The following is a 566-nucleotide window of genomic DNA, read 5'->3' as shown; positions in this document are numbered from 1 at the left end:
GGCGGATACTGGGCGGAACGGATTGGTTTTCTTTGCGATATCCGCCAGGTGATCTTCAACCCTAATTTGTTCCCTTATGAGAACATGGAAGGCAAGATTGATCGCCCGGAAGAGTATGCCGATATTGCCACTAAGTGTGTGACCAACTTCCGTGAGAAGAATCGCGATCGTTGCCTGGTGATTTTGTCGCGTAATGATGAAGCGATTAACAGCCAGCGGCCATCTGAAGAGCTGCATCATTATTACGAGATTGTCTGGGACGAAGAGCAGACGCACAAATTCAAGAATATCTCCCCGCATTTACAGCGCATTAAAGCGTTCAAAACCCTCGGGTAAATGCCCTCGTCGCATCAGGTAACCTTGCCGGTACCTGATGCGCTCCGGATTCTGTGGGTCGGATAAGGCGTTCACGCCGCATCCGGCGTGAACAAATTACTCTTTTTCGCACAATCCAATAGGTGCAAATTATTACTTTTTCCAGAAATCATCGAAAACGGTAATTGGCGGACGGCGTTTATGTTCGGTTTTCAGATACCAGTTCTCTATTGTTCTGGCGACCTGTTCAG

1 protein-coding gene is annotated in these 566 nt (G+C 48.1%); it reads left to right on the top strand.

Translation table 11 applies throughout. The features are described from left to right. Positions 1 to 336, top strand: a 336-nt coding sequence (locus tag FMQ63_RS37175; RefSeq protein WP_228556577.1) for a YqiA/YcfP family alpha/beta fold hydrolase, incomplete at its 5' end; no start/stop codon positions are given. Positions 337 to 566: the final 230 nt, after the last annotated feature.

Source organism: Myxococcus sp. CA005, assembly GCF_006518205.1.
In the GTDB taxonomy this organism is placed as follows: Bacteria; Myxococcota; Myxococcia; order Myxococcales; family Myxococcaceae; genus Myxococcus; species Myxococcus xanthus.
Note: the sequence above shows the minus strand (reverse complement) of the source record. Positions and strands in the feature narration are given on the sequence as shown.